The organism is Clostridium lacusfryxellense (assembly GCF_018861735.1).
Taxonomy (GTDB): Bacteria; Bacillota; Clostridia; order Clostridiales; family Clostridiaceae; genus Clostridium_AD; species Clostridium_AD lacusfryxellense.
This window is the reverse complement of the sequence record NZ_JAHLEB010000017.1, coordinates 72,513-95,511: the sequence shown is the minus strand read 5'-3', so window position 1 is coordinate 95,511 and position 22,999 is coordinate 72,513. Positions and strand designations below refer to the sequence as shown.

Sequence of the window (22,999 nt, the reverse complement as noted above, 5' to 3'; positions counted from 1 at the left end):
TATAGATACCAGTGGAACCTGAAAAAGATGACTCCTGTGCAATACAGAAATCACCTTTTAGCATCTTAGTACTCTTTTTTATATTGTCCTTGACATAGGTACCAGTTTAATTAAGGCACCCTTTTATGAAATTAATTATTATATTTTTTCTATTACGATTTGATCATCTTTGGCATCTACACCAATTATAGAACCATCGTTTATCTCTCCCTTAATAATCTTTTTAGCAATATTGGTTTCTAAAACATTTTCAATATATCTCTTAAGTGGTCGCGCTCCATAAATTGGGTCATATCCTTCAAGTGCCATTAACTCTTTAGCAGCGGTTGTTACTTTCATTAATATATTTTTATCTTTAAGTCTATTTTGTATGTCTGCAAGGAATATATCTACTATTCCCTCTATTTCTTTTGTTTCCAAAGGTTTAAATAATATAATATCATCTAACCTATTTAGAAACTCTGGTTTGAATTTAGTTTTTAGCTCACTCATAACCCTATCCCTGATATGTTTATCTATGCCACCAATTTCTTTGTTTTCTAGGAGATAGTTACTTCCAATGTTTGATGTCATAATTATAATACAGTTTTTAAAATTAACTATTTTGCCTTGATTATCTGTAAGCCTTCCATCATCTAATATCTGAAGAAATATATTAAATACATCTTCATGCGCTTTTTCTATTTCATCAAATAAAACTACGCTATAAGGTTTACGCCTAACAGCCTCTGTAAGCTGTCCACCCTCTTCATACCCTACATAGCCTGGCGGAGCACCTATAAGCCTTGATACAGAATATTTTTCCATATACTCTGACATATCTATTCTTATTATATTTTCACTTGATTCAAATAATGTCTGGGCTAATGTTTTCGCAAGTTCAGTTTTTCCAACACCAGTAGGTCCTAGGAATATAAACGAACCAATCGGTCTTTTAGGATCTTTCATACCCGCTCTTGCTCTTATAACCGCATTTGACACAGCAGTTACTGCTTCTTTTTGACCAATGACACGCTTAGTTAGTTCATCTTCAAGCCTTAGAAGCTTTTGTCTTTCACCTTCTTCTAAATTTGTTACGGGTATACCAGTCCACTTTGATACAATTTGAGAAATTTCTTTTTCGGTTACCTCTTCTTTAAGCATTGCAGTTTCATTATTTTGGTGTATTTCTGCCTCTTTTTGTTTTATCTGTGCTTCAAGTTTTGGTATTACTCCATACTTTAGCTCTGCTACTTTACTTAAATCATATTCTCTTTCAGATTTTTCTATTTCACCTCTTGAAACATCGAGTTCTGCTTTTAAATTTCTAATTTCAACTATCTTTGATTTTTCTTTTTCATATTTTGAAGTCATTTCATTATCTTTATCTTTTAAATTGCTTAACTCTTTATCAAGTACTAAAAGCCTTTTCTTTGATGATTCGTCTTTTTCTTTAGATAGTGCCTTCTTTTCAATTTCAAGTTGGAATACCTTACGCTTAATCATATCCATTTCAGTAGGCATACTATCAATATCAGTTCTTATCATAGCGCAGGCTTCATCTATAAGATCTATTGCCTTATCTGGCAAAAATCTTGCAGTTATATATCTATCTGATAATTTTGCAGCAGCAACTATGGCTGAATCATGAATTCTAATACCATGATATATCTCGAATTTTTCTTTAAGACCTCTAAGAATTGAAATTGAATCTTCAACTGTTGGTTCCTCAATAGTAACTGGTTGGAACCTTCTCTCTAGAGCTTTGTCTTTTTCTAAATATTTTCTATATTCATCAAAAGTTGTAGCACCAATGCAATGCAAACTTCCTCTTGCAAGAAGTGGTTTTATCATATTACCAGCATCCATAGAACCCTCTGACTTTCCGGCTCCAACTATATTATGAATTTCATCTATAAATAAAATTATTTTCCCTTCACTATTTTCTACTTCTTTAAGAACTGCTTTAAGTCTTTCTTCAAACTCACCTTTAAATTTAGCACCAGCAATAAGAGCTCCCATATCTAAAGAAAATATTATTTTATTCTTTAGGCCTTCTGGTACATCTCCTTTTACAATTCTTTGGGCAAGTCCTTCAACTATAGCGGTTTTACCTACTCCAGGTTCACCTATAAGTACTGGATTATTTTTAGTTCTTCTAGATAGTATTCTTATAACTCGCCTAATTTCCTCATCTCTCCCGATTACTGGGTCTAGTTTATGTTTTTTTGCTTGCTCAACTAAATTTGAACCATACTTTACCAAAGCTTCATAAGTGCCTTCTGGGTCTGGATTTTCTACCCTCTGGTTTCCTCTAACACTGGAAAGCACGCTCAAAAAAGCGTCCTTAGTTATATTAAATTTCTTTAATATCTCAGTTATCTCTTTAGTATTTACCTCCATAAGACCAAGCATTACATGCTCTACACTTATAAAAGAATCTTTAAACTTTTTAGCTTCTGCCTCTGCTTTCACAAATACTTCCTCAAATCTTCTAGTAGCATAAACAGATCCGCTGTCAGCTCCACTTCCTGTTACTTTTGGCATACTGTCTATTACTTTTTTAATATCGTTATTAAGACTCGCTATGTCCACTCCCATTTTGCTAAATATATTTGGAATTAGACCATCCTCTTGAGCAATAAGTGCTGCAAACAAATGCAAAGTATCAACCTGTTGATGATTATTTTTTACAGCTAATAATTGAGCCTCATTTAATGATTGTTGAACCTTTACCGTTAATTTTTCTACATCCATGTAAATAACCCTCCTAGTTTTTTTAAATTATTACCTATTTAATTTTATAAATTATGATTTTGAATATTGTAAAATATAAATTAATCACCATAGTTGACTAAAAGCTAAGTTATAAACTTAAATTTAAGTTACTATAGTGATCATATTCAATGCATTATTATTTAAGTAGTGCTTGAGTTATACTAATAAGTTGTTCTTTACTTAAAGCTTCAAGGTACATTTGACGTTCCACATGAGTACACTCCTCTAAAAGTTTTCTCACTCTATGAGTTTCTATGTAAATCCCTGAAACCATTAGGTCATCACTATTAGTATCCATGTAATGCCTTTTCCAAATATTATAGTATTTAATAGCTGTGGCCTCACTGAAACCCTTGTTCACTAGTTTCATAATACCCGTTTTTCTATCTTGTTTTTCAAAACATTCACATAGCTTATATATTTTCGAAAGCATTATCATAATTTTTTCCCTTCCTTCTTAGGTAGCCAGGAAACATACAAAAAACAAATCCCTTGTTTATTTTATCTGTCCAAAGACGATTTCTATTTACCTTATATTATACCATAATTAAGCTAAAAAAGCCACTGATTTAAACAATCAGTGGTTTTAGCTCTAATTTTATTTAAGACTTTCAATGGCATTCTTAGCCCAGTTTGAGTCCTTATATATAGCCCTAGCTACGCCAACAAGATCTGTCTTTCCCTCAGCTAATAGTTTTTGCGCAGCAGAAACCTCTGTAATTCCCCCAGTAAGTATCACTGGAATTTCCACAACTTCCTTAATGGCCGAAGTGATTGGAGAAAAATATCCTTGGCTAGTATTACCCGGAATTACATACCCACAAAATCCTCCAGAAATATCTAGCATGTCTACTCCTGCTTTTTCAAAAGCAATTGATGCAACTTTACTATCTTCAATAGTAATTCCACCCTCCATATAATCTGATCCACCTAACCTGAGAAGAATAGGGAATGCTTCACCAACGACCTCACGTACTGCCTTAATAATATCTAAATGAATTTTAATTCTACCATATATATCTCCACCATATTCGTCAGTTCTTTTGTTGGTAAGTGGTGAGAAAAATTGGTTTAGGAGATATCCGTGAGCAGAATGAATCTCTACGCCATCAAACCCAGCTTCTTTTGTTCTCCTTGCAGCTTCTACAAATTCTGAAATTATAACTTTAATTTCTTCAATTGTAAGTTCCTTTGGAACATTCCCTACCCGTGGATTTGCAATAACTGACGGTCCAACTGGAGAATGTCCTGTTACTTTTTTGCTTGCTGCGCTCCCAGCATGATTTATCTGCATTACTGTTTTAGATCCATTTTTATGAATAACATCTGCAAGCTCTTTTAACTTCTCAACGACATTATCCTCTGCCACAGAAAGTTGTCTATCACTGGCCTTTCCATCAACCGTTATAAAACTATGTTCTATAATAATAAGTGAGATAAATCCACCTTGAGACTTTTCATTATAATAATCTAATATATCTTTGCTTACCTTTCCATCTTCTCCGGACTTTGATGTAGCCATCGGTGGCATAACCAATCTGTTCTTTAAAGTTAATTTACACTTTTCTAATGGTTTTAGTAAATCTAACATGTATGACCTCCTACTAATTTATTTTAATTTTAACCCAATTTATCTACAGTATAATCCTTATTTGTTTAAATTTCTAGTGAAAATTATAATACTAATCATCTGTAAACTAGTGAATTAATTTACATATGGGTGCAACAAATTATGTACCACAATAGAAAACGAAAAAAGAAGAAAAATTAAATTTCCTTCCCTTTTACGTTTTATATATATTTTTACTTGAAGACTATTTTAGGTCTTTAGCTAATACATGATCCATATCTGTAAATTCTTGATTTTCTCCAACCATACCCCATATGAAAGTATAGTTTTTTGTTCCAACTCCTGAGTGTATAGACCAGCTTGGTGAAATAACTGCTTGTTCATTTTTCATAACAATATGTCTTGTCTCCTGTGGAGTTCCCATAAGATGGAACACTACATTATCAGCATCCATATCAAAGTATAAATAAACTTCCATACGTCTATCATGAGTATGACAAGGCATAGTATTCCATACACTACCAGGTTGTAGTATTGTCATTCCCATAACTAATTGACAACTCTTACAAACTGCTGGATGTACGTATTGGTTTATTACTCTTTTATTACATTCTTCATCAGTACCAGCTAAAACCTTATTAGCTTGTTCTAGACTAATTTCTACTGTAGGATAATTTCTATGTGCAGTGGCACTATTTGCATAAAATTTAGCTGGATTTTTAGCATCTTTACTTGTAAAACTAATTTCTTTAATTCCTTGTCCAACGTAAAGTCCATCTCTAGCTCCTAATTCATGTACCTCACCATCTAGTGTAACTATTCCTGCTCCACCTATATTTATAACTCCAAGTTCACGTCTTTGAAGAAAATAATCACAACCTAAAGCTTTACTTCCCTCAAGCGTAAGAGCCTTAGTTGTTGGTACTATACCTGCTACTATTATTCTGTCTATATGACTATAAACCATCTTTATTTCACCTGGTACAAATAAATCCTCTATTAAAAAGTGTTTTCTAAGTTGTGTTGTATCATAGCTTTTTGCATCTTCGTTATGACTTGAATATCTAATTTCCATTTCAATTCCTCCTAATATTAATTTTATTATTTAAGTTCATTCATTACAGGATTTTCTTATAATAAGCTCAGGTTGCAATATAATATTTTGTTTTGCAATCTGAAAATTATTTATCTCATCAATTAATATTTTAGCTGCTATTTTGCCTAATTCAAATTTTCTTTGGTGAACTGTTGTTAAAGGAACTGGAAGCATCGCAGCTTGCTCAATATCATCATAACCTGCAAGTCCAATATCTTTTGGTATTTGAATATTATTAATATGAGCGTACTTCATAACTCCCATTGCTACAGAGTCATTAATAGTAAAAATAGCATCTACATTTTTATTTATAAGTATTTCTGCAAGTTCAAATCCATCTTGAAAACTTGCGTCACTATTTAATAGAATTTCACTATCAACTTGTATATTATTCTCCATTAGCACATCTTTATACGCTTTTAATCTTTCATTACTAGCCGAAGATATTTCGTCTCCAAGTATTACTCCAATTTTTCTATAACCTTGCATTAACATATGAGTGACTATTTTTCTAGCCCCAGCATAATTATCATTACCTACATAACTTATTTCTAGGCCACTAACATGATTATCAGCCATTACAAGTGGTACATTTTCAATGATTTTTTTATAATCGGAAGCTTTGGGTTTTACAGGTATGAGAATTATCCCATCTACTCTTTTCTGCGCCAAAAAATCAATGTATCTATTTTCATTTTCTTTGTTTCTATCACTATTACAAAGTACTAGTCCATAACCAAATTTTTCTAAATATGAACTAACTCCCTTGCTCACATATGCATAATATTGATTTGTTATATCAGGTATTAAAAGTCCAATCATATTAGTTTTATTTAATATAAGACTCCTTGCTGCAGAATTCGGAATATACCCTTTTTCCTCACAAGTTTTGAGTATAAAATCTCTTGTTTTTTTAGATATTTCTTTACTATTATTTAGTGCTCTAGATACGGTAGTTGCTGAGACATTACATTCTTTTGCTATATCCTTTATACCTACCATATTTCACTCCCCAATAATAAATAAATATTTTACCGTTAACGTTAACGGATTATCTAAACTATAACATCAACTATCATATATTGCAATAATTTATACACAAAAAGAAAGTAAATCTAGTAGTTATTATTATTCTAACTACTAGATTTACTTTCTTTTCTAAATAAATTTACTAATTGAAAATTGAAAAGATATGTCTTTCTCTTTTAGTCTGTATTCATCTATCAGTTCTGGTCCACAACTATTCGAACCAATACCAGAATTCTTATAATCTATACGTACTATGGTATTCTCATTTTCGATTAATTCATCTGTGTGTTTTGCATTGGTAAGAACTTCTGATGTATAATTTGAAACATTAAACTCAAATTGGTTATTGGAGCTAAAATTTACCCCCAACGAACTAAATTTTAGCCCTCCAATACAAAGTTCCTTAGCTTTTGTGTGATTACCATGTTCTTGAGGAACAATATATGGAACATATTCTTCTTTTGCACAACTCTCAAACATTCCCACACTAGTATGATGACACATGTCCATATAATTCTCAGTTGGACCCATTCCATAATATTTAAATTTTTCATTCTTTTTAGGAATTTCAAATTCAAAGCCCAATCGTGGAAGATATACACAATCTTCTTTAACTTTGCCTTGGAATTCAACTTCAATTTCACCGCAAGCAGAAACAGTGAAACTGGTATTAAACTTTAAGAATGGTGAACGTGATATCCCCGCTAGGCTACCACTTACTAATATCTTATTGCCTTTTAATTCACAAGAATATACTTTCGAGAATATTCTATTTAGGTTTTCTCCACTTCTGTTGTCTTCAAATAGTCCCCACTTATATTTCACATTTCTATCATTGTCTGTTGGTGCGCGCCATACTGTTAACTTTGTTATACCTGCTAATCTTTCACTGCCATCTACTATAAGGCTCTCAAAGTTTCCATAATGCTTGTTAAAAGTATAGGTGAAGTCCTCACCAGTTATCTTAATAAGCTCACTCTCTTCTTCAAACTTTGCTGTGCCTTGTAGATCACTATTTCCATTAAGAATTTCAACATCTAAGGAATGCTGCTCCATAGCAACTTCATATTCCTTCTCTAAGCTAACATCCATGTAACAACCTAATTCGCAACTCTTTGGTAATGTAAAATCGAGTATATACTGCTTAGTGTCATGTGGCTTAATATCACAATTAAGTTCTCCTTGTGCTATAACTTCCCCATCGCTAGCGACTTTCCACAGTAATTTATATTCATTTAAATTTGTAAAATCATAAAGATTTGTCACTTTTAACTTATTCTCTATAATTTCTGTCTTTATATATTGATAAGCAGCCTTAACTTCCAAAGATCCTGCTTTAAAGCTGCGATCAGCAAAAACCATACCGTCACAACAGAAATTACCATCATGGGTAACCTCCCCAAAATCTCCACCATATTTATAAGTACCGTCTACTAGAACAGTATGATCTGCCCATTCCCATACACAACCACCTATAAGTTTAGGATACTGATAAATTCTTTTCCAGTAATCATAAACATCCCCTGGGCCATTTCCCATAGCGTGGGAGTATTCACACAAGAAGAAAGGTCTCATGTCATCACTTTTAGCAAATTCTTCTATACCTTCTACGCTTGTATACATCCTAGATACTACATCAACCGATGACTTATCATTAACTAAAGATGCACCCTCGTAGTGTACTAATCTAGAACTATCTCTGTTTTTTGTCCAATTAATCATAACATCGTGGTTACTTCCATACCCGCTTTCATTGCCCATCGACCACATAATAACGCTAGAATGATTTTTATCTCTTTCCACCATTCTTTGAACTCTTTCCACAAAAGCATTTTCCCACTGCTTTTGGTTACATATCCACTCTGGATTTTCAATATCATATTGATACCCACCATTTCTAGAAACAAAGCCATGGATTTCAATATCAGTTTCATCCACTACATAAAACCCTAACTCGTCACATAGATTTAAGAACTCTGGTGACGGTGGATAATGAGAAGTTCTAATACAGTTAATATTTAATTCCTTCATCTTAAGAAGTTCGACTTTCATCTCATCATAAGGGGTATAATGTCCAAGCGTTGGATGAGTTTCGTGCCTATTAACTCCTTTTAGCTTTACTGACATACCATTAATTAGCAATTCCCCTTCTGTTGATACCTTTATGTCACGGATACCAACTTTAAAAGGAATAAATTCGCTCTTGTTTTTAACCACTAGCGTATATAAAAAAGGTTTCTCAGCATTCCATAAAATAGGATTAGCAAGGGTTTCTATTTTGTTTTTTCCTTCATATATAACATAATCTTTTTCAGAAACACTTATAGTCTTATTAACTATTTTAATTTCTATATCGTGCACACTACCCTTGTCCCTTGAAAGCAGATATACATCTCTAAATATTCCTGATAATCGGAAGAAATCTTGGTCCTCTAAGTAACTTCCAACACACCATTTTAAAACTTTAACTGTTAATTTATTATTGCCTACTTTTACATATTTAGAGATATTAAATTCACTTTGAAGATGAGATCCTTGACTACTCCCAACCAGTTTATCGTTTACATAAAGGTACAAACAAGAATTAACTCCTTCAAATACTATATATGAGTCTTTTTGAGCCCACTCCTTATTAATATTAAAATCCATTTGATACACTCCACAAGGATTATCATCAGGTACGAAAGGCGCATCAACAGGATACGGATAATTTACATTTGTATAATAGGGTGCCTCATATCCATGCATCTGCCAATTAGATGGTACAGGTATCTTGTCCCATTTTGTTATAATATCTGGCACATCTATATCTCTTTTAAAATAAGCAAAATCCCATGAACCATTTAGTAACTTATAATAACTAGAATTCTCTTTATTACCCTCCAAAGCTTTTTCTAAAGAATCATAAGGAATATAATAAGAACGCTGTGGCTCTCTGTTTTCTTGAATTAGATTTAAGTTTTCATAATTTCTCAATTTTTCATTCATTTTCATTTATAGTGCCTCCTTTGCTTTTCCTTAATTATATTACTATTTAATATGTTTTTAAATACATATTATTGACTATAACATACACAAAATGATACAATATCGTATTTTATAATATAGTGTCTTTTCATTTATAATATTTTAGCTCCCCAATATCTTTTGAAGTTTTGATATACTAATATCAATATTTGGACTAAATTCCTTAGACGAAAAGTAATTTAAAATGCTGTATATAAACTGTTTTCCTTCAGCATATTCAATTGTTTTTTCAAAATCACAAGCACAAACTAATAACTTTCCATTTAATACATTACATTCGAACAAAAATCCCATTTTATGATTACGCTCAAAATTATCTATTGTTGAAACTATAGGTCTAAAATTGCTTGGTAGATCATCCAATATAATTGAGCGTGAGTTTGTTATTATACTCCACCACTGATATGTTGAATATTCCGCGCATGGAAAGCACTTAAAAATAGGGTGTAGATTATCAATTAGTAAACCCATTGTACCCACTGGTATTTCTTTATTGGCACTTTGAGAAATAAAGCGAAACATCGGATAACACCAAAAATCCACACAGTAAACTCCTTTGATTGAGTTTTCAATCTCTGAGCTCTCTAATACAGAAAGATTTGGACAGAGCAATACATTTTGACCTTTTTCAAGCAGTTCAATTGTTCCCTGAGATAAGCTATCTACTATATTTATTCCTTCCATTTTTGATCTTTCTATGTCAACAGCAATCTCCTTTGGATAAACCCATAGATCATAGTTTTTTTCAGCATTTATCTCCTTTATTTCAAGTGATAATGTCAGCTTTTTCATTGATGTTACAGCTGGCATTTTTAAACTAATATCGCAAATTTCAATGTAGTTTTCTTTATTAACCTTTGATACTTGAACAGTCCCCTTTTCATATATAGTATCATTATCCTTAAGTTCCCAAAGTAACATAAGATTAGTTAATGGAGTATTTTTGTAATAACAAAGCTCTACATGTGTATTAAAACATTCCTCTGCGTTATAATTATATTTATCAAATCTAGCCATCAGCACGACATCTGAGCAAAAATTAGACCACTCCTCTTTAGAAACTAATTCTTTTGAATCCATAAAAGCGTCTAAGACCCCCACCAAAGCTGTTCCCTGTCCACTAAAATCCTGCAAATCTAAAAGCTGAAAACCTGCTAGCTTTCTTGTTCTAAATGTCGCCTCTAATTCTTCCTTATAACATGCAACCGCAAGTCTACCCGAACATTTAAAATACTTTTCTGCTAAGTCACTTAGACCTTTCTCTTCAAGCCGTTTCTTAAATACTTCAAAATTTCTTGCCTTTAAAGGACCAGTGTATTTTGTTATTTCATTAAAGCTCGGATACGTTTCATATTGTCCTATTTCATGAGATATAATAGGAATATTTGTTGTAAATTCATTACTATTACCCGAAATATTTTCATCATAGTCTTTCATTGTGCTTGGCATATCTGTTTGGACGTGACCTAGAGGTACATCACACATAGCATAAGATCCGCGTAGAAGTCGCTCTTTTGAAAGTCTAACTCCACAAAAAAAATCATCATTTTCAAGTATAACCGGGGTAAATTGAAAGTTGTTTGATCCTTGTGTATAAAGATGGCGATTATCGAATTCCTTGTATGCACTTAATATTTTATTCATTCTATACTGGCTCCCCCAAAGCTCATTTCCTAGAGACATCATAACAAAAGAAACATGATTTCCAAAATTCTTTAAAATAGAAAAACCCTCACTTATTAAATAATCTTGCTCTGCTTGGTTATGCTTTTCGTCATTTTCATCAGTAATAGTTCCCCAAAACGGTAGTTCTGGCTCCATATAAATACCAATTATATCAGCAGCAACAAAAGCAGCCTCTGGAGGACAACAGGTATGAAATCTATAGTGGTTTATTCCATAAGATTTTGAAATTTTAAGTACTCTTATCCACTCATTAACAGTTGTAGGCGCAAATCCCGTTAGTGGAAAAATTAAACCATCATGTTTTCCTCTAAGAAAAGTTTTAACAGATTATAATATCTAAAGAGGACAAGTTTCCTTGTCCTCTTTAGCTTTAATTATTTATTTTTCTTCCCATAATTTTACTTTATCTTGTAAAAGCTTACTATACTCTGCTGCTGTCTTTTCCATTCCTATTTTCTTAAGTTGTACTTGCATTTCATCCCAAACAGCATCGAATTTTTCAGGTGATGCTAACACTGCTTTCGGAACATTTGCCTGACAATAATCCTCTGCTTTTTTAAAATTAATTTCCATATCTGATCCTGTTGGCATTGACGTTTGGAATGCAGCACCATAATCTGATATGTCTGTAGATGCTGGGAATAAATCCTTAAACATTGTAGCCCCATAAGCTTTTAAAGTTTCTTTTTCGGCTACATTATAGTTCTTTATTATACTGTCAGTAGTATTTGTAGTATAAGGACTTCCTGTTTTATCCATAAGTCCATCTCCTCTTTCTGGGAACGGATAAGAATATGCTCCTACACCACTATTGATAACATAATCAGGATCTGTATTTTTCTTAGTTTGTTCCGCTTCTGAACGAACTCTTTTACCATTCTCAACTGTATAATTTACACCTTCAATACCCCAATGAGTAAGTACTTGGCCCTCATCTGATGATAAAAATTCTAGAAAATCCACAACTCTTTGTGGATTTTTAGCCGCAGTAGTAATTCCAACTCCCCATCCACCGCTATATCCAACATCTCTCATACCTGCATTTGTAATTGTTTCATCTAATGTAATTGGTTGTGGTGCCCAAGTTCTATCTGCTTTATTATCTTTAACTAAAGCAGTAGCAGGTTCAAGAAAATCCCAAGGCGAATCTGTCAAAGCTAAAACTCTACCAGTTGCTAATTTTGATTTGTAAGCATCATATTTCTGAGTAAATGATTCTGGATCAAGTAGACCCTTTGCATTCATACTATTTAACCATTTATAATATTCTCTAGCTTTTGTTGCCATAAATTTGTATGTTGCTACATGAGTTTTAGCATCAACAATCCATTCACCATCATCTTGGTGACCTAAAGCGCTGCCTACTGGATTTCCAACTGTTATAAGCCATCTCCAATCATCCGCACATAATGATAATCCTATAGTTTTTTGTCCGTTAATTGTAGGGTATTTTGCTTTGTAATCTGTTATTGCTTTTTCAAAATCTGCTAATGTTTTAAGTTTTGGATATCCCTGATCCTTTAATACTGCTTGTTGAATTTGAAACATAGAATTAGGTGCCCATAATTTAGCTCCAACTCCATATGCTCCTAATGTGTAAATTGATGGATCCTCAACACTATATTTAAGTCTATTGAAAAAATCACCATAAATAGAACTTATGTTAGGTGATTTTTTAATGTAATCATCCAATTTAATTAATGCTCCAGCATCAACTAATTTGTTAGTATCACCTTTAGCATAAATCATGTCTGGATAATCTGAACTAGCAATCATAAGTGGTATCCTTGCATTACTCCCACCTACAGGCGCCTCAATTTTTAAAGTTACGCCAGTTTTTTCTGTAATTTTTTTAGCTACAGCATCTGAGAATCCAGTTCCTTTTGGGTTTGCATCTGCATTATAAAATGTAATTGTTATTGGAGACTTATCTCCTACTTTTGATGGAGCCACTGTTTCTTTTGTTGTTTGCTTACATCCATAAAATAAAGATGATGCTACCGTCATTGTTAAGAGAATACTATAAATTTTTAATTTCTTCATGATTTACCCCCTATTATTTCTTTATGGTACATTTGTTATTAATTCGATTTATTATTAATTTGATCCATTAGAGAATCAAACAGAATAACCACTAACTTTTTACAGCACCTAATGTTAGACCAGTTACAAAATATTTCTGAACAAAAGGATATACTAGCAATATTGGAACGGTTGCAACTATTGTTACTGCCATTCTTATTGAAATTGGTGATACCATATTGGTAATTGCTCTACCATTTGGATCCCTCATACTAGCAGACTGTCCACTTGCAGCATTTGTATTATCAAGTATTTTCATAAGTTCAAATTGCAGTGTACTTAATGATGCATTTCCACCTGCATAAAGATAAGTATCAAACCAGGAATTCCATTGCCCTACTGCAATAAATAATGATATAGTAGCAATTACAGGAAGGCATAATGGCATTACAATCTTATAAAATATTACTAAGTCATTTGCACCATCTATACGTGCAGACTCTTGAAGTGATATAGGTAATCCTTCCATAAAGGATCTAATAACAATTACATTAAACACACTTATAAGACCTGGAATTACATATACCCAGAAACTTCCTAAAAGACCTAAGTTCCTAATTAGCATGTATGCTGGAATCATCCCACCTGATACATACATAGTTATTACAAATATAATTGCAATAGGTTTTCTAAATACATAATCTTGTCTACTAAGCGTATACGCTAGCATACAAGAAGCCATAATTCCCGAAACAGTTCCTATGACTGTTCTTGCAACAGATATAAAGAAAGCATGTAGTAAATTATTATTTGCACTACTAAATATAGTTACATAGTTTTGTAATGTGAATTTTCTAGGAATAACAAATAACGTACCTTTTACGGTATCTGCTGATTCATTAAATGAAATAGCCACAACATTTAAAAACGGATATAGCGTTACTATAAGTATATAAATCATAAATAAATATATAAAAATATCATATAACTTACTGTTTCCTTTTTTCATTTTCATAATAAACCTCCTTACTTATAGCTATTTACATAACTCTTCCTTCACCTATTTTTTTAGCAAAGTTATTTGCAAGTAGTAACAGTACAACACTTACAACTGACTTGAATATACCAATCGCCGTACCAAAAGAATATCTATACATTTGTATTCCATATCCTAGCACGTAGTAATCTAATGTACGTGAATGACTCATTACAAGAGGATTTTGTAACAAATACTGTTGCTCAAAACCTATATTTATAAGATTCCCTATACTTAGAACCAATATAACCATAATAGTTGGTCTAATACCTGGAAGCGTAACATGCCACATCTGATCGAATCTATTAGCTCCATCTACTTTTGCCGCCTCATAAATTGATTGATCTATACCAGAAATAGCCGCTAAATAAATTATAGCTCCCCAGCCTGTTTCCTTCCATATACCAGCAATTGTTGAAATACTCCAGAACATTTTGGGATGAGTTAGCAAACTTATGGGGGTATCTAAAATACCTACTTTTAGGAGCACTGCATTAACAACTCCCTCTGGTGAAAGCATAGAAGTAATTATGCTAGCTGCTATTACCCATGATACAAAATGAGGTAAATACGATATAGTTTGAACCATTTTTTTAAATCTAATTATTTTTAATTCATTTAATAAAAGTGCAAATATTATTGGTATAGCAAATCCGAATGTTATATTAAGTAAACTCATACCTAGTGTATTTCTCATTACTTCTCTAAACGTATCTTCAGCGAATAGCACCTTAAAGTGCTTGAGCCCTACCCATTTTTGATTTAAAAAAGTTAAGTTAGGTTTATAATCTTGAAAAGCCATTGTCCATCCCCAAAGTGGCACATATGCAAAAACAATTGCCCATATTACAAATGGAAAAGACATAATCATTAAATACTTTTGTTCTAATAATAATTTTAAAGTAATTTTTTTCTTTTTACTCTTCAATTTCTTTTCTTTTTTTGCCTTAACTAGTACCTCCATGTTTAGCACTCCTCCCCTGTCATACTCTAATTATAGAACCATAATCTGTAAACGTATACTGTAAAAATTCAATGTAAATTACATTAAAAATTAGTTATTAAATAAAATAAACCTGATAGGATCAACTCATCCTATCAGGTTTATTTTAACAATATATATATCTTATAATTAAACATCATTGCTTATTTCCACATTTCTACTCTCTCTTTAACTAGTTTTGTAAAATGCTTATTCATCTTATCTACTTCATTTTCTTCTAGCTCTTTCATTAAATTGTCCCATATCCCATCAAATTCTGAAGGTTTAGCCATAATTGCTTTTATTGTACCTTTCTCCATTACATAAGTGCATTTTTGCATTATTAGTGCTATATCTGAGTCACTTGGTATATTAATCATAAAACCCATCCCCCAAGAAGATGCTGGTAAATCTTTTGATGCTGGATAAAAATCTCGCCACATGGCTTTACCATAAGCACTTAAAACCTCTTTCTCCACAGGGTTATAGTTTTTCATAATATTCTGGGCATTACTCGGAATGTAAAACTGCCCACTAGAATCTTTTTTACCAATCCCTCGTGATGGGAATGGATAACTATAAACACCTACTCCTGTCTCCCTGGGGTAGTTTTCATCATTATTTCTTTTTTCCCATTCTTCATCTGTTATCTCTCTTTTTCCATTTATTGTCTTGTAGTTAATCCCCTCAATACCCCAATTATTTAATATCTGTGCAGTATCCGAAGACATCCAATCAATAAACTTCATAGCATCTTCTTTATGCTCGGAGTTCGCTGTTATCCCAAAACCCCAACCACCACTATAACCATACTCTCTAAAATCTGCACTTGTCGTACTTTTATCTAGTTGAACTGGGTACATTCCATAAGTTCTCTCATATGATTTGTCAACATTAAGTTTATTCTCACCTCCCGAATAATCCCATTTAGCATCAATTAAACCAAGTACATTTCCATCGGCTATCTTAGCTAAATACTGATCATATTTTTGAACAAAACTATCAGGATCTATAAGATTTATGCTATTCATATGGTTAAGCCACCTATAATATTCTTTCTCACTACTTCTAGTAAATCTATATACAGCATCGAATGTTACGGGATCGATATACCAATTTCCATCATCTGGCGCTCCAGTTGCAAAACCAGCACCATTACCAATTCCTATATTCCATCTCCATTCGCTTGCTATTAATGATAACCCTATAGTCTTCTTCCCATTAATGGTAGGATGTTTCTGTTTATACGTAAAAATTGCATTCTCAAAATCCTTAACAGTTTCAATTTTGGGATAGCCGAGTTCCTTTACAACTGCATGTTGAAGTTCAAAACCCATTACCGGCTCCAATTTGCCGCTAGTGACCGCACTTGATCCTAATGTGTATATTGATTTATCATTTATGCTATATTTATTTCTATTCATGTAATTCCCATAAAGTTTTTTTATATTTGGTCCAAATTTATCTATTAATGGAGTAAGGTCAATCAGAGAAGATGCTGACACTAATTGATTAAGCTGCTCTCCTTTTGAAAATACCAAATCTGGATATTCCTTGCTAGCTATCATTAAACTTATATCTTCTGCTACATTTCCAACTGGATATCGTATTTTTAAAGTAACACCTGTTGCTTTTGTTATCTCTTTTGCCACTGGATTTTGAAATCCATCTTCATCTCCATTTGGATCTTGTGAATACATGGTAAGTGTTATTGGCTTATTATTAGTAGCCTTCTCATTATCATCTTTACTTTCTTTGCCCTTTAATAAATTGTAACTTGTGAACACTGATATAAAAATCGTAATTACCACAAAAATGCTCAAGGCCCTCTTCATGACCACTCCTCCTCAAAATAAAAGCCCTTATACATTCATAATTTTTTTTGGACTAACACCGAAATGTTTTTTAAATTTACTATAAAAATAATCTATGCTTTTGTATCCAACTTTTTCTGATACCTGATAAACCTTAAGCTCTCCCTGTTCTAATAGTAATTTAGCTTTTTCCATCCGTATTTTATCAAGATAACCATTAAATCCTTCACCTGTATAGTTTTTAAACATTTTACCAAGGTAAGCACTATTGTAACAAAATATTTCAGCTAAGAACTCAAGTTTTAGATCTTTATAGTAGTTTTTTTCAATATAATTTAATATTCTTTTCATTGTATTTTGTGGTGAAGTATTACAAATTTTATTCGATATTAATATAAATTCATTATTAATATACAATATCAGCTTTTGTAAACTAATAGTATTATAAATTTCCCTACCTATAATTGATTCATTTACAGGGTTATTTTTAAATTCCTCATAGTTTAAAATAGTTTTCTCAATTATTCCAGAAACCATATTTACGCATATCCCCTTAATCTTTTCAGATGTATACTTTTGTTTTCTAAAATAGTCTCCTACTTCTGCTGTTATCTTATTTATTTTTTCTATATCACCAACTTCAATTGCTGTATATAACCTTTCAAAATGATAAGACATATCTCGCATATTATTATCTATACTTTTAATAACTACATTTTCATTAACACATATTATATCTTCAAAATGGACAATATGAAGTTCCTCATAAAGAAACCTATTATTCAAAATTCCTACTGCATCCTTATATGAAATAGATAATTCCTCAATACTTTTAATTAATCTACCTATTGCAATAAACATACTTTCATTTGCCCTTAGTAATTCCTTATAAAGATTCTGTATTATATTTGATTCATTAATATCGCTATAACCTTTAAATATTAAAACTGGCCTATCCTCTATTTTGAAAACATCAGCATTTTCGCAATTGCAAAAATAGTTAGCTATAATTCGGAAATTTTCATCTGAAGTTGTATCTATGATTATGAACTCAAAATAATCAAATTCAAAATTTAAATTATAAGATTGAATTAAGAGATTATTTATACTTACGCTTTTCATAACTATGTTTCTAAGAATATCATCTTTTAATTGTTTTTCACCCATATCCATGCATTTTTTATGAGTAACATCATTAGATATTTCAAGAGCAATAGATTTAATTGATTCTATTAGTTCTAGCTCATCAATGGGCTTTAAAATATATGAGCTTACACCTAATCTAACAGCACTCTGAGCATATTTAAAATCTGAATATCCACTTAAAATTATAAATTTACCTTTGTAACCATCCTCTTTTGCTTTTTTAATAGCATCAATTCCATTTATACCTGGCATTCTTATATCCATTAATACTAAATCAGGCTTTAGACATAATATTTTATTGAGCCCGGTCCTCCCATCAACTGCTTCACCACAAATAAAAAACCCATTCTCCTCCCAATTTATTATAGTTTTTAGCCCCTCTCTCACAATTGGTTCATCGTCAATTAACAATACCTTTAACACCTGATAAACCCCTCCTTATCTATTGGTAAATTAATTACAACTATCGTCCCCTCATTCTTTTCACTTTCTATTACTACTCCATAATGTTCGCCATAAAGTAGTTTTATTCTTTGATTTACGTTACATAAACCAATTCTTTGCTCATCATCCTCATTAAAATTATTTAATTTTCCATTGATTATAATTAATTTGTTCTCTTCTATTCCAACACCATTATCAATTACCGATATAAGTAAGTCATTTTCATTCCTCTCTATATTAATAATTAATTTACATTCGCCCTCTTTTGTTTCGAGGCCATGAACAAAAGCATTTTCTACTATGGGCTGAAATAATAATGGAATTACTCTATATTTTTTTATATCACAAAGTATATTTATTTCAAAATTTATCCTTTCACCAAATCTAAACTTTTGTATAATAAGGTAATTTTCCATAAGCTCTACCTCTGACTCTAAAGATACTACCTTATTTGTAACTTCAAGATTTCTTCTCATAAGCTTGGCCAATATTTTTATAATATTAGCTATTTCATGTTGACCATTACAATGAGCTTTCATACGAATAGTTTCTAATGTATTGTACAAAAAATGTGGATTAATCTGGCTCGCAAGCATTTTAAACTTTACTTCTCTTTGCCGGTTACTCAATTGTTCTTTAAGTAATTTTTCTTCATATACCTCGTGTATTAATTGTTTTATACTTTCAATCATAATAGTTAAATCTGTATGCAATTCACCGATTTCATCTGTTCCCTCAATATTTTTACCAATATCAAAATCACCAAGTACTACCTTATGCATATCTCCTCTGAGCACTATAATCCTATTACTTAGAACTTTTGTTAAAAGCATAATTAATGTAATTGATATTACTAAACTAAAGGTCATTATAATAATTCCATTCATACTTGCTTTATTTGCATCATTTACAATTTTATTAATTGGTATTATACTAAATACTTGAAATTTGTTTGAGGTCCTATTAGGCAAAAAACTATTGGTAATCACCATAGATGGTATGCCATTATATACAATTTCTTCATTATCATTTTGAAGATTTACTTTTAGATTAATTGATTCCAAACTTTTAATTTTATTTCCTTTTATTTTATTATTAAGGGCCATAACCACTTTTCCATCATCTATAGCCCCTATAGATTCATAGGGCTCATCCTTAATTATTGAATTTAAATATGTATCACTTACATTAATAACCAAAACACACCAATCCTTAACCTCGCCCATTTTAATAAGCCTTGTAAGGCTCAAATATTTTTGCTTACCATAATCATCATAAATGTATTGCCAAGTTACTCTACCATCGCTTTTTATAGTTTTCTTATACCAATCAGTGTTTTGTACACCTGCTGTGGTCTTAATAAATTGAGAGTTATCTAACATTGTCTGATTGTTAACGTAAAATCTAACACTTTGTAGTTCTTGATAATAACGCAGATATTCATCAAAAACTTGATAGTTATTATAAGCACTTACTACTGCAAATCTATCATCACTGTAATCCTTTAACACAATATTAGCTAGTCCTTTATCAAAATATAATCTATCTGAAACGTCAGTTGCTATTTTTAAAACCTCATTTAGTCTAAACTGTATTCTATCAGTATTAGTTGATGCTTCATTTATAGCTCTATTCATAACCATATTTCTCATTGTTAACGTTAAATAACTGCTAACAATTATAACTGGGATCACTACAGCTATTATATAAACTAATATCAATTTTCTCCTTATTTTCATATTATTAATTAAAAAAAGTATTTTATTTCGTATTTTCATATTGATTACCTTTCCTTTTATATTTACTTTATTATACTTCATGTTTTAATATAGTCCTATAATTTTTATAAAAACTAAACAATTTTGATAAATATTAACTATTAATAATATATCCTCTAATGAATATAATGTCTAATTTTTATATGAAATCACCTTAAATATACACTGTATACGGCTTTATGTAAACGTTATATAATTAAACCAATATATATTAATAGTAAGAGGAGTGAAATTATGAAATTTAGTAATGGATGTTGGTTAAATAAGGAAGGCATTGATACATATAGTCCTGCCCAAGTATATAATGTAATAAATGACGATAAATCTATAAGCACATTAGCTACCACAAGAGTCATAAATCATCGTGGTGATACCTTAGGTGGACCTGTCTTAACAGTGAAGTTATCCTCACCTATGGAAGATGTTATTCGTGTACAAATTTTTCATTTTAAGGGATTAAATAAAAAATCACCTGAATTTAAAATTGAGATTGATGAAGATGAAAAAGTTAATATAATCAACAATGATGATTTTACAAGTTTAAAAACTGGTAACTTAAGCGTTAAAATTCCCAAGGCTGGTGATTGGTCCATAGATTTTTATAATGGAGTAGAAAAACTTACGAGTAGTGGAAATAGGAATTCCGCTTACATTCAGACAAAAGATGATGGAAATTTCATGAGGGATCAATTAAATTTATCAGTTGGAGAATTAGTTTATGGTTTAGGTGAGCACTTTACTCCCTTTATCAAAAACGGTCAAACTGTTGATATGTGGAATGAAGATGGTGGTACAAGTACTGATCAATCATATAAAAACATTCCTTTTTATGTAACTAATAAAGGCTATGGTGTTTTTGTTAATCATCCTGAATGTGTTTCTTTTGAGGTTGGTTCTGAAAAAGTTACAAGTGTTCAGTTTAGTGTTCCCGGTGAATACCTTGAATACTTTGTAATCAATGGTCCTACTTTAAAAGAAGTTTTACAAAAATATACTAGTCTTACAGGAAAACCTGCATTGCCCCCAGCTTGGACCTTTGGTTTATGGTTAACTACTTCCTTCACAACAAATTACGATGAAAAAACAGTAACAGGCTTTGTTGATGGTATGGCAGAAAGAGATTTACCCCTTCATGTATTCCATTTTGATTGTTTTTGGATGAAGGATTTTCAGTGGTGTAATTTTGAATGGGATTCTCGTGTTTTCCCTGATCCAGTAAATATGCTTAAAAGATTAAAAGAAAAAGGATTAAAAATTTGTGTTTGGATAAACCCATATATTGCTCAAGAATCAAAACTTTTTGATGAAGGAATGAAAAATGGTTATTTAATTAAAAAAAGTGATGGAGACGTATGGCAATGGGATATGTGGCAACCTGGAATGGCGATTGTTGATTTTACAAATCCTGATGCCTCTACATGGTATGCTAGCAAACTTCACGCTTTAGTTGATATGGGCGTTGACTGTTTTAAAACTGATTTCGGTGAACGTATTCCAACGCAGGATATAAAATATTTTAATGGTGCTGATCCTATTAAAATGCACAATTATTATACATTACTTTACAATGAAGTAGTATTTAATGTGCTTAAAGATAGATTTGGAGAGGGTAAGGCAGCCTTGTTTGCAAGATCTGCTACAGTTGGAGGACAAAAATTTCCAGTTCATTGGGGTGGGGACTGCTCTGCAGATTATGAATCAATGTCCGAGAGCCTTCGTGGCGGATTATCATTATGTATGTCTGGATTTGGTTTCTGGAGTCATGATATCGGTGGCTTTGAAAGCACTTCTTCAGCTGATGTTTATAAACGTTGGGCAGCTTTTGGATTATTATCTTCTCATAGCCGTTTGCATGGTAGTACCTCTTATAGAGTTCCTTGGGTTTATGATGATGAAGCTTGCGATGTTGTTAGATTCTTCACAAAACTTAAATGCAGCCTAATGCCTTATATATTTAAGAACGCTTGTGAAACTGCTCAAAGCGGTATACCAGTAATGCGGGCTATGATTCTAGATTTTCAGGAGGATCCAACTTGTGCTTTCTTAGACCGTCAATATATGCTTGGTGACTCGTTATTAGTTGCTCCTATATTTAATGAGAAAGGAAATGCTTCATACTACCTTCCTATTGGCAATTGGACAAACTTTATAACTAATGAAACAATCATTGGTGGATCTTGGAGAAAAGAAACACATAATTATATGAGTTTACCTTTACTTGTTAAGCCAAATTCAATAATAGCTATTGGTAGTGAAAATCGGAAGCCTGATTATGATTACGTAGATGATGCCCTTCTTCACGTTTTTGAACTTGAAAATAACGTTCCAACTTCAACCACTATTTATAATATTGATGGAAAACCTGAATTAAATGTTTCTATAATCAAAAATAAAAATGATATAAACATTAAGTCAAGTGGCAGCGATAAATCATGGAGTATTTTGCTTAGAGGTTTATTTAATATTGAGGCTACTATTGCTGCTACTACAGCGGTTCATATACTTGGTACAATATTAATAATTGATAAAAACGCTAAAGAAATAATCTGCAAAATTAAATAGCTATATATGGAAGTAACCTTATGGAAGATACAACAATCAAATATGAATTG

At 31.7% G+C, this 22,999-nt stretch carries 13 protein-coding genes and 1 pseudogene; 1 reads left to right on the top strand and 13 read right to left on the bottom strand.

All coding sequences use genetic code 11. The annotated features are described in order from the left end of the window. Window positions 1–138: 138 nt before the first annotated feature. The 13 genes and pseudogenes from clpB to KPL55_RS11800 form a co-directional block, all read right to left on the bottom strand. Window positions 139–2,736: an ATP-dependent chaperone ClpB gene (gene clpB, locus KPL55_RS11860; protein WP_216306930.1), complete on the bottom strand. Its 2,598-nt coding sequence runs from the start codon at window positions 2,734–2,736 to the stop codon at window positions 139–141. A gap of 157 nt (window positions 2,737–2,893) precedes the next feature. Continuing rightward, entirely contained in the window at window positions 2,894–3,196 is a 303-nt protein-coding gene (locus KPL55_RS11855; protein ID WP_216306929.1) for a hypothetical protein, read from the bottom strand. Window positions 3,197–3,355: 159 nt separating this feature from the next. Then, a complete protein-coding gene (locus KPL55_RS11850) occupies window positions 3,356–4,348 on the bottom strand; it encodes an NADH:flavin oxidoreductase (protein WP_216306928.1) in 993 nt (330 codons plus the stop codon). 223 nt (window positions 4,349–4,571) lie between these two features. Next, entirely contained in the window at window positions 4,572–5,402 is an 831-nt protein-coding gene (gene kduI / locus KPL55_RS11845) for a 5-dehydro-4-deoxy-D-glucuronate isomerase (protein ID WP_216306927.1), read from the bottom strand. A gap of 36 nt (window positions 5,403–5,438) precedes the next feature. Then, window positions 5,439–6,425, bottom strand: a complete 987-nt coding sequence (locus tag KPL55_RS11840; RefSeq protein WP_216306925.1) for a LacI family DNA-binding transcriptional regulator — start codon at window positions 6,423–6,425, stop codon at window positions 5,439–5,441. A 156-nt stretch (window positions 6,426–6,581) separates the two neighbouring features. Continuing rightward, on the bottom strand, window positions 6,582–9,446 hold the full coding sequence (locus KPL55_RS11835) for a glycoside hydrolase family 2 TIM barrel-domain containing protein (RefSeq protein ID WP_246599424.1): 2,865 nt from the start codon (window positions 9,444–9,446) through the stop codon (window positions 6,582–6,584). A 135-nt stretch (window positions 9,447–9,581) separates the two neighbouring features. After that, window positions 9,582–11,486 (bottom strand): annotated as a pseudogene (locus tag KPL55_RS11830) (DUF8487 domain-containing protein); the annotation flags it as partial. A gap of 57 nt (window positions 11,487–11,543) precedes the next feature. Further along, a complete protein-coding gene (locus tag KPL55_RS11825; protein ID WP_216306924.1) occupies window positions 11,544–13,208 on the bottom strand; it encodes an ABC transporter substrate-binding protein in 1,665 nt (554 codons plus the stop codon). A gap of 91 nt (window positions 13,209–13,299) precedes the next feature. Then, window positions 13,300–14,202, bottom strand: coding sequence for a carbohydrate ABC transporter permease (locus tag KPL55_RS11820; RefSeq protein WP_216306923.1), 903 nt, complete (start codon window positions 14,200–14,202; stop codon window positions 13,300–13,302). A gap of 25 nt (window positions 14,203–14,227) precedes the next feature. Continuing rightward, window positions 14,228–15,187 carry an ABC transporter permease gene (locus KPL55_RS11815; RefSeq protein WP_216306921.1) on the bottom strand — a complete coding sequence of 320 codons (960 nt, stop codon included), beginning with the start codon at window positions 15,185–15,187 and terminating at the stop codon, window positions 14,228–14,230. Between the two features lie 182 nt (window positions 15,188–15,369). Then, a complete protein-coding gene (locus KPL55_RS11810; protein WP_216306920.1) occupies window positions 15,370–17,040 on the bottom strand; it encodes an ABC transporter substrate-binding protein in 1,671 nt (556 codons plus the stop codon). Between the two features lie 27 nt (window positions 17,041–17,067). After that, window positions 17,068–18,588: a response regulator gene (locus KPL55_RS11805; RefSeq protein ID WP_216306919.1), complete on the bottom strand. Its 1,521-nt coding sequence runs from the start codon at window positions 18,586–18,588 to the stop codon at window positions 17,068–17,070. After that, complete coding sequence (locus KPL55_RS11800; RefSeq protein WP_216306918.1) at window positions 18,582–20,261, bottom strand: sensor histidine kinase; 1,680 nt, start codon at window positions 20,259–20,261, stop codon at window positions 18,582–18,584. The genes KPL55_RS11805 and KPL55_RS11800 overlap by 7 nt, the downstream gene beginning before the upstream one ends. Window positions 20,262–20,621: 360 nt before the next feature. On the opposite strand from KPL55_RS11800, the gene yicI reads away from it, so the two are divergent. Beyond that, window positions 20,622–22,949 (top strand): alpha-xylosidase, encoded by a 2,328-nt coding sequence (yicI, locus tag KPL55_RS11795; RefSeq protein ID WP_216306917.1) that lies wholly within the window; start codon window positions 20,622–20,624, stop codon window positions 22,947–22,949. Window positions 22,950–22,999: the final 50 nt, after the last annotated feature.